Below are 9997 nucleotides of genomic sequence, written 5' to 3'. Positions count from 1 at the left end.
GAGGATGCCTCTGATTACGGTGCGAAAAAACCGGAATAGGTAATGAAAAAAGAGGATGTCTCTGATTACGGTGCGAAAAAACGGGGATAGGTAATGAAAAAAGAGGATGCCTCTGATTACGGTGCGAAAAAACAGGAATAGGTAATGAAAAAAGAGAGCTCCTCTGATTACGGTGCGAAAAAAGGGGAATAGGTAATGAAAAAAGAGGATGGCTCTAATTACGGTGTGAATAAACCGGAATAAGTAATGAAAAAAGAGAGTGCCTCCAATTACGGTGTGAAAAAACAGGAATAGGTAATGAAAAAAGAGGATGCCTTCAATTGCGGTGCGAATAAACAGGCGTTTTTAAGTTGCTGCCCTTTTATACGGAATCATTATTTTGAATTTTTTGTAAATGTTGGCGTGACCTATCCTACAAATGGTATTATGGAAGTGCTCTAAAATAAAAAAAGGGAAAAAGGTAGGCTTTGCTCATTTTTTGTAGAATATAGTTTCTGGGAGATTAGTAGGATTTTTAGAATAAGTCTATTAAAGACATAAGAGTAAGCATAGATTGATTGGATTTTGACTTTGTATATTGGACAAAGAGAAACGGAGGAGCGGATGACAACATTACACCAAATCGAAAAGGTCATAAATAATATAGAAAAAGTAGTAGTTGGAAAAAGGAAAGAAATTGAATTATGTTTAGTTGCTTTAATGGCAGATGGCCACGTTTTATTAGAGGATGTTCCAGGAGTAGGGAAAACGATGCTAGTAAAATCGATGGCACGTTCAGTTGGCGCTGAATTTAAACGAATTCAATTCACCCCTGATTTATTACCCTCAGATGTAACTGGTGTTTCCATTTATAATCAACAAACGCAAAGTTTTACCTTCCGACCTGGGCCGATTATGGCAAATATCGTATTAGCAGATGAGATTAACCGTACTTCACCCAAAACACAAGCCGCTTTATTGGAATCATTAGAAGAAGCAAGTATTACCGTTGATGGAGAAACGAGAGTCCTGCAAAAGCCTTTCTTTGTGATGGCAACCCAAAACCCAGTTGAATATGCAGGAACCTTTCCGTTACCAGAAGCTCAATTAGACCGTTTTTTAATAAAACTTCAAATTGGTTATCCGAGCATTAATGAAGAATTAGAAATGTTAAGGCGGATAGATGAAGGGTTAATGATAGAAGAAATTGATTCGGTCATTTCTACTGAGCAAGTGCTCGCTTTACAAAAACAAGTAGGAGAAGTATTAGTTGATGTCCATGTTAAAACATATATTGTACGTTTAACACATGCAACGAGAGAGCATCGTTCGGTAGAGCTAGGTGTCAGTCCGCGTGGAACGATCGCTTTAATGAAAGCTGCTCAAGCGTATGCTTTAATTCAAGGCCGAGATTACGTCATCCCCGATGATGTACAGTATTTAGCCATGAATGTGCTCTCTCATCGAATTATTTTAAGTACGGATGCAAAAATGGCCAATATTACCGTGGAGCATATTGTGAAGGATATTTTAAAACGCGTAGAAGTCCCAGTAGCGAGAAGAAGGTTAACGACATCGTGAACAGGCGAGGAATGAAACAAACATTAAAGGAGATTTTAAAATACATTTTGTTGCTTTTAGTGGCTATGATCGTTTTTATTTATGCGATGTTTCAAGGTGGGTTTGTCAGTTGGTTTTTATTTTATAGTACGCTCACGGTATTAGTTCTCACGTTGCTAATGTCGTTGCTCCCAGTTAAGGGTTTCAAGGTTGAGCGTGTGATTCAACCTAATGTAGTCAAAGGTGGGGATGACTTGCTCGTAACGGTTACGGTGAGAAATGCTTCCTACCAGCCATTCTTTTATATGCATGTGTTTGATCACGTATCAGCCGACTTAGGTGAGGTTCAAAACCCTAGTACTTTCTTTTTCTTTTCTTTTCAAAAAAAGTTTCAATATACGTATTCGATTCATAATGTTAAACGGGGTCAATACGAGTTTGATAAAGTGGAGCTAATCTTTGGTGATTTATTTGGTTTTTTTGAAAAGAGAAAAGTAATTGTAAGTGAAACGATCGTTAATGTTTATCCACGTTACCAAAAAATTAGAGAAGTGCCACATGGTAAACAAGTGGAATCGATCGAGGGTAAACTAAGAGCGAAGGAATTAGGGGAGGAACGAAATCTATCGAGTGTTCGTCAATACATTCCAGGTGATCGATTAACGAGTATTGACTGGAAACAATCGGCTCGTTCAACACAATTAATGACAAAGGAATTTGAATCCTTTCGCGGTGAAGGGATTGTCATTGCTTTTGATCCTTATTTGTCTGCTCAGACAGAAGAAATGTTCGAAAAATCAATTGAACTAACCGCTTCCTTACTCGTTACTTTTATGGAGAGTCAAGGTTCTGTTCAGCTTGCTGTTCGACTAGATGATTGGGTCTCGCGTGTTGTTTCATCCAATCAATTGTATAGAGGTTTAGAGTTGTTAGCACAAATTGAAGGGACAGGTAAGGTACTGACTTTTGGAAGTGTTTATGAACAATGGAGAGGAGCGACGGTTTATTTTGTTTGTGCTGAATTAAGTAAAGACATGCTCCCGGCATTTGAAAAGTTAAGGCAGCAGCAAATTTCGCTTCAAGTTTGTTTAGTTCGAAACAACGGGCGTAATCAGTGGATGATAAATGATTTGGAAAGACTCGGAATCAAAACTCATATTGTTCAGTTGTAAATTGTTTATTTTGGAAAGGGGGTAGGGCTCAACATGTTTAGAAAAAAGAAAATCGAACTTGGTAGGGACTTCCTCCTTTATGGTTTAAGTTTTCTTCTATTGGCAGAATGGATTTTGCCTTTACCGCATATTGCGAATACGGGTTATATCTTTATTTTTCTTATAGTGACAGCCCTCTTTTTTGCAATTACATTTTGTCAGTTGCCACTTTACCTTTCATTAGGACTAAAAGTCACGACGATCATAGTGGGCTTAAATATTATGTTCTTTGATGATTCTTTCTTTTCATTAGGATGGGTAGGAATCATTATTCAAGATTTAAGTGTCAATATAGGAGCGATTTTTAGTGGGCAATGGTATGAATTAACCGATATGTTTAGAAGTTTTTTATTCTTTTTATTATTGGCGATATTAAGTTATTTGCTCTTTTATTGGACTGTTATTGTTAGACGAATTTTATTCTTTTTTATATTCACGGTTATTTACATTACGGTGATTGATACATTTACAGTCTATGATGCCACCTTTGCGATTATCCGAACGTTTATTCTTGGCTTTTTGCTCGTCGGATTATCATCGATTTATCGAATGGTGGATAAAGAGAAATGGCTATCGTTTTCGAAAAATGTGCCCAAACGTCTTGTCATGATGATGGTTGTTTTACTCATGGTAGCGAGTACGTTTGGAATCTTATTACCGAAATACGAAGCAAAATGGGATGATCCTGTCCCGGTTTTACGGCAGATGGTCGGACTTGGTCCAGGGGGAGGGACGACCCAAAAAATTGGGTATGGTGCAAATGATACCCGTTTAGGGGGAGGGTTTGTTCAGGATACGACACCTTTATTCCGTGCCGAGACAACAAGGAGCCATTATTGGCGTGGGGAAACGAAGGATTTTTATACGGGGCATGGCTGGGAAGTGGAAACGCCCGATCTAGAAATTGGGTATAATACGACTGTCGGCGGTTATGGACAGAACACAGAGGCAGTTGAGTTTGAACAGTTAACAACAACGATTACATTTGTAGATGACGAAAGAGCTGTTTTTCCTCATTTATTTTATCCAGGTGAATTTCTAGGGATGATCGATTATTTGTCTGAGTATGCTTTATGGCAGTATGACCCATTTACGGCTAAAGTATCAACTTACAACGGGGATAGAAGTGGAGATGAAGTGGCTCTTTCTTCTTATACGCTTGAGTATGAATACCCGACCTTTTATTTAGAAGAACTTCGAAATTTATCGAGGAATGCACCAGCTGATGTCGTTTCTTCTTACACACAGCTTCCAGAAACTGTCCCTCAGCGGGTGTATGATTTGGCTGCGGAAATCATAGCAGAAGAGACGAATGTGTATGACCAGGCGAAGGCAATTGAACGTTTTTTGGCAGGGCCTGATTTTGAATATGAGACAGAAGATGTTCCGGTTCCGGCAGAAGGACAGGATTATGTCGACCAATTTTTATTCGAGACACAAAGGGGTTACTGTGATAACTTCTCGACCGCGATGGTTGTGATGCTTCGAGCGAATGACATTCCAGCTCGTTGGGTAAAAGGGTTTACTAATGGCAGTCTCATCGATTCTGAGATGGGGACTCATGTATATGAAGTAACAAATGGTAATGCTCATTCATGGGTAGAAGTTTATTTTGACGAAGTAGGCTGGGTTCCTTTTGAACCAACCAAGGGATATAATCATTCATTTGAATTTATTTCGTCACAAACAGAGTTAGATGATGCAATTGATGCGGAGGATGCACCAGAGGTTGAACAAGAAGAAGAGGACCTTCCGGAAGAGGATGTAGAGGAGGAAGCAGAAGAAGAGCAAGAAGAAGAGCAAGCAGCTGGAGGTTCTAGCTCGGGCTCCGACTTTCATATTAATTGGCTTCCTCTAATGGTGATAGTTATTCTGTTGCTTATCCTTGCTTTTATTTTAAGGAAAAAAATCATTCGTCAATATCTCTTGTTTCGTTTTAAATATCGAGATGATAAAAATGCTTTTGTCGAAGCGTACGAAAAGCTATTATGGTATGCCGAGTATTGTGGCTATAAGCGGATGGAAGGCGAAACTTTACGCGAGTATGCGAAGCGGATAGATAAAGAAACGGGTGTCAACGGAATGTTCATTTTAACAGAAGCGTATGAGCCGATTTTTTATGGTGGAAAGCTAGGGGAGGCGAGCTGGAAAGAGCAAAAAGAACGTTGGATTTATGTTGTTCAAAAAATCACTGCTTGACCAGCTTTTTTCCTGTTGTTAAAATGTATCCGTGCTTAAAAATAGTGTATAGAGTAATCACCTTCGTATATCCTTAGGAATAAGGCCTAAGAGTCTCTACCGGATTTCCGTAAAAAATCTGACTATGAAGGCAGAATAGACATGCTAGAATTCTGCCTTTTTTTCGTTTGTTTACATAGCGATTGGCGGAGTCTAGTTTTTTTATTTATTATGGAAATAAGTGTTTATCATATTCTTAAGGTGGACGAATGTAGGCTTACGGTGTATATCAATTATAGTGTGTTTTTTATAAGCAAAAGAAGCACAAAATAATTGATAACGAATACGGCTTTGAGAGAGCCTATAAGTGTTAGATAATCCTTTTTTGATGGAAGAGACATATGAGTCGGAATCATTCTATGCAAGAATATTGTCTTTGCTAGAAAGACAAAGTTATTTGAGCGATATCAATTTGAGAAAAGGTGGGAGAAAAATGAATGAATTGAATCAAGAAATCGTCGTTGTTCTAGATTTTGGAGGTCAATACAATCAATTAATTACACGTCGTATTCGTGATTTAGGGGTATATAGTGAGCTTCATTCACACAAAATTACGGTAGAAGAACTAAAAGGCATGAATTTAAAAGGAATCATTTTCTCAGGTGGCCCTAATAGTGCCTATGCTGAAGGTGCTCCACATTGTGACCCAGCTATTTTTGATTTAGGTGTACCGATTCTGGGAATTTGTTACGGAATGCAATTAATGACTCAGCATTTTGGCGGGAAAGTTGATGCTGCTGATCACCGTGAATATGGTAAAGCTAATATTAACGTTCAAAATCAATCAAAATTATTTATGGGGTTACCAATTGAACAAAGTGTCTGGATGAGTCATGGGGATTTAATTTTAGCTCCACCATCTGGATTTGTAGTCGACGCTTCTAACCCATCTTGTCCGGTAGCGGCGATGAGTAATGAAGAACGCAAATTCTACGGAGTTCAATTCCATCCTGAAGTCCGCCATTCTCAATTTGGTAATGAGCTATTAAAGAACTTTGTTTATGAAGTGTGCCAATGTGAAGGCGAATGGTCGATGGAGAACTTTATTGAGATTGAAATTGAAAAAGTAAAAGAGCGTGTTGGGAATAAAAATGTCTTATGTGCCCTTAGTGGTGGTGTAGATTCTTCCGTTGTTGCTGTTCTTCTTCATAAAGCTATTGGTGATCAATTGACGTGTATGTTTATTGATCATGGTTTATTACGTAAAGATGAAGCAGAAGGGGTTATGAAGACTTTTAGCGAAGGATTTAATATGAAAGTGATTAAAGTCGATGCCAAAGAGCGCTTTATGAACAAGTTAAAAGGTGTTTCTGATCCAGAAGAAAAACGTAAAATTATTGGAAATGAGTTTATTTATGTGTTTGAGGAAGAGACAAGCCAATTAGAGGATATGGATTTCTTAGCTCAAGGAACGCTTTATACTGATATTATTGAGAGTGGTACAGATATGGCTCAGACGATCAAGTCTCACCATAATGTAGGTGGATTACCAGAGGATATGAAATTTGAGTTAATTGAACCACTAAATGCTTTATTTAAAGATGAGGTTCGTGCTGTTGGGACAGAATTAGGTATTCCTGATGAGATTGTTTGGCGCCAACCATTCCCAGGTCCTGGTTTAGGAATTCGTGTATTAGGCGAAATTACCGAGGATAAATTGGAGATTGTTAGGGAATCTGACGCTATTTTACGTGAGGAAATTAAAAAGGCTGGTCTTGATCGTGAGATTTGGCAATACTTCACTGCATTACCAAATATGCGTAGTGTCGGTGTTATGGGTGACGGTAGAACTTATGATTATACAGTTGGAATCCGTGCGGTGACTTCGATTGACGGGATGACATCGGATTGGGCTCGTATTCCATGGGATGTATTAGAGTTAATTTCAACGCGTATTGTGAACGAAGTAAAGCATGTTAACCGTGTTGTTTATGACATAACATCTAAGCCACCAGCAACAATTGAGTGGGAATAAACGAACGATATTGTGAAAATATCTGACAATGTTCGTATTTGATATTGACAAAAAAATGACTGATTGATAAACTTCATTTGTGATAAGAAAAAGATCAAACAACCATGTCGTATAACTGCAGGAATAGGGTCTGCGCGTTTCTACCAAGCTACCGTAAATAGCTTGACTACGATTTCAGTCAATCAGTCTTTATATATGAAACCTTAGTGCGGAAGTCTAGGGAGGAAATATATAAAACTTTTGTCGGAATTTGTAGCTTCGGGTAGAACTGTACTCGGAGCTTTTATTTTTCTCCGATACGATTTCTGCTTTTGTGCCATGGTGAGATTGAGGAGGAAATAAATTGGAACGCATAGCTCAGTTCTTTAAATTTAAGGAAAACAACACAGATTTACGTACAGAATCAGTGGCAGGTATGACTACTTTTCTTGCGATGGCTTACATTTTATTTGTAAATCCTGATATTTTAGCTGCTGCTGGTATGGATCAAAATGCCGTCTTTGTAGCAACTGCTTTATCAGCGGCGATTGCAACATTAGTGATGGGATTACTTGCGAACTACCCGATTGCTTTAGCGCCGGGTATGGGTTTAAACGCATTTTTTGCTTTTTCAGTTGTTATTGGAATGGGTATAGAGTGGCAAGTGGCATTATTTGGAGTATTTTGTTCTGGTATCATATTTACTATTCTTTCTGTGAGTAATATTCGTGAAACGATTATTAATGCCATTCCAGCTGAAATGAAGTATGCCGCAGGAGCGGGGATTGGTTTATTTATTGCTTTTATCGGCCTACAAAATACAGAGATTATTGTTGCTGATGATGCGACAATTGTGGCGTTAGGTGATTTATCTAATCCTTCTGTATTACTAACGATTTTTGGTTTAGTCGTAACGGTTATTTTCTTAGTGATTGGACTTAAGGGTGGGATTTTCTTCGGAATGGTTGTGACAGCAGTTGTTGGGATGATATTTGGGGTTATTAACACTCCTGATAGTATCGTTGCTCCGATTCCAAGTTTAGAACCAACGTTTGGTCAACTTTTTACTATTGATTTCTCATCTGTATTTACTTTACAACTTTTAATTGTTATTTTAACTTTCTTATTCGTTGATTTCTTTGATACAGCTGGAACTCTTTATGGGGTAGCAAACCAAGCAGGCTTTATTAAAGATAATAAATTACCACGTGCTGGCCGTGCTTTACTTGCTGATTCGACAGCAGGACCAATTGGGGCGATTTTAGGAACATCAACTACAACTTCTTATGTTGAGTCTGCAGCAGGTGTAGGGGCCGGTGGACGTACTGGTTTTACATCCGTTGTTACTGCTTTGTTTTTTATCGTCGCCTTATTCTTTTCACCGTTGCTTGCAGTGGTTACACCAGCGGTTACAGGACCTGCCTTAATTTTAGTAGGTGTGATGATGGCGTCCGCTTTAAAGCAAATTGATTGGAATCGATTAGAAATTGCGATTCCGGCTTTCTTTACCATTCTCGCAATGCCGCTTACGTATAGTATCGCAACAGGGATTGCAATGGGCTTTGTTTTTTACCCGGTTACAATGATTTGTAAAGGGAAAGCAAAAGAAGTTCACCCACTTATGTACGGATTGTTTGTTGTGTTCTTATTGTATTTCATTTTCCTTAAATAGATAAAAGGAAGGAGACTTCTATCCGATGGGTAGGGGTCTTTTTTTGAACCTGATTTTGTTTTAATTCGTTACTTAAGTGATTGTATCGATCGTATTGGTTGCATTGCCTGATTTACCTTTCTTCTGATATAACCTGGGTCGTGTAATGTTCATTAACGATTTCAAATCCTTAATAGGATATCGGTAACCACTCGGTCTGGATAAACTAAACCTTTTTAACTAAGCTTGTTTTATAATAAGTAACTCAACTTTCGCAGCGTATAATTGACCCTTAACCGTTGATAGAGGTGACTTTAGGGCGGTACAATACTCAAATTGCCTTTACATGAACGGTTCAATCGTTGACAGTCTGAACACATCTCTTAATAGGCTGTTGAAGGAAATGGTTCACTAAAATGAAGCGCTTCGGCTGTCGCTACCAAAACCATACTCCGCGTCCTGCAGGAACCTGGCGAGCCTCCTCGGCAAGGACGCGGAGTGTCTGTTTGGGAGCGACCGCCGGAGGGCCTATTATATTTTTTTTACTGCGTAATTTATCCGTTTTGTGTGATAGTGCGTTCTCGCTTTTCAAACGTGTCAAGGGCATTTGTTTAAGAGCTTCCCTTTCGCTCTGCCAACTCGTTGAACGGATTTTCTCGATGCGAAAGTTGAGTAAGTAAGTTTATGATTAAGTTTTTTTGTTGTGATTTTGTTTCATTCATCGTTACTTTAATTTAAGTCAAGCGAGTTAATTTGAGTTTACGACTAGAGTGAACAGGGTTATGTTAGTCTCTATATAGAAATAAAAAGATATTTTTGAGTGGTTTTGGATTTAAAATGATAAAATAATCAGAGTGTCGTTTTGATTAGTGCTAGCTAATTTTAAAAAAAGATAAATAAATTATAAAAAACTATTGCATAATGATTATGTATCATGTTATATTATTTCTTGTCGCTAAGACACACAGTCAAAACAACAAATTGAATCAAATATTTCAATGAAAAAAGTTGTTGACTTGAACGAGTCGAAGTGATATATTAGATAAGTCGCCAATGAGCGAAACGAGTTCTTTGAAAACTGAACAAAAGCCAAGCGAATTAAAGAGATACAAGGTATCTCGTCAATGTTAGTCATTGAGAAATCAATGCAAATGGAACTTCAGTGAAAACTGAAGCAAGCCAGCAAAATGAGCGAATCAGCTTATCCTTTAACGGAGAGTTTGATCCTGGCTCAGGACGAACGCTGGCGGCGTGCCTAATACATGCAAGTCGAGCGGACCAAAGGGAGCTTGCTCCCAGAGGTTAGCGGCGGACGGGTGAGTAACACGTGGGCAACCTGCCCTGTAGACTGGGATAACATCGAGAAATCGGTGCTAATACCGGATAATCAAAGGGATCACATGG

General features: G+C 38.5%; 5 protein-coding genes, 1 rRNA gene and 2 riboswitches. All 6 genes read left to right on the top strand.

Going from position 1 to position 9997, the window contains the following annotated elements; translation table 11 throughout:
* The first annotated feature begins 603 nt into the window (after window positions 1–603).
* Window positions 604–1560, top strand: coding sequence for an AAA family ATPase (locus tag BALCAV_RS19635; RefSeq protein ID WP_003323352.1), 957 nt, complete (start codon window positions 604–606; stop codon window positions 1558–1560).
* 11 nt (window positions 1561–1571) lie between these two features.
* On the top strand, window positions 1572–2711 hold the full coding sequence (locus BALCAV_RS19630) for a DUF58 domain-containing protein (protein WP_040324277.1): 1140 nt from the start codon (window positions 1572–1574) through the stop codon (window positions 2709–2711).
* A gap of 33 nt (window positions 2712–2744) precedes the next feature.
* A complete protein-coding gene (locus BALCAV_RS19625) occupies window positions 2745–4949 on the top strand; it encodes a transglutaminase TgpA family protein (RefSeq protein WP_003323354.1) in 2205 nt (734 codons plus the stop codon).
* 43 nt (window positions 4950–4992) lie between these two features.
* Window positions 4993–5094: riboswitch (purine riboswitch) on the top strand.
* Window positions 5095–5421: 327 nt separating this feature from the next.
* A complete protein-coding gene (gene guaA, locus BALCAV_RS19620; protein ID WP_040324275.1) occupies window positions 5422–6963 on the top strand; it encodes a glutamine-hydrolyzing GMP synthase in 1542 nt (513 codons plus the stop codon).
* 87 nt (window positions 6964–7050) lie between these two features.
* Window positions 7051–7152, top strand: a riboswitch (purine riboswitch).
* 163 nt (window positions 7153–7315) lie between these two features.
* Window positions 7316–8614 carry an NCS2 family permease gene (locus tag BALCAV_RS19615; RefSeq protein WP_040324276.1) on the top strand — a complete coding sequence of 433 codons (1299 nt, stop codon included), beginning with the start codon at window positions 7316–7318 and terminating at the stop codon, window positions 8612–8614.
* Between the two features lie 1187 nt (window positions 8615–9801).
* A 16S ribosomal RNA gene (locus BALCAV_RS19610) occupies window positions 9802–9997 on the top strand; the annotation flags it as partial.

Origin of the sequence: Alkalihalobacillus alcalophilus ATCC 27647 = CGMCC 1.3604, from assembly GCF_000292245.2 — a bacterium.
Lineage (GTDB): Bacteria > Bacillota > Bacilli > Bacillales > Bacillaceae_D > Alkalihalobacillus > Alkalihalobacillus alcalophilus.
This window is presented reverse-complemented; position numbering and strand designations above follow the sequence as displayed.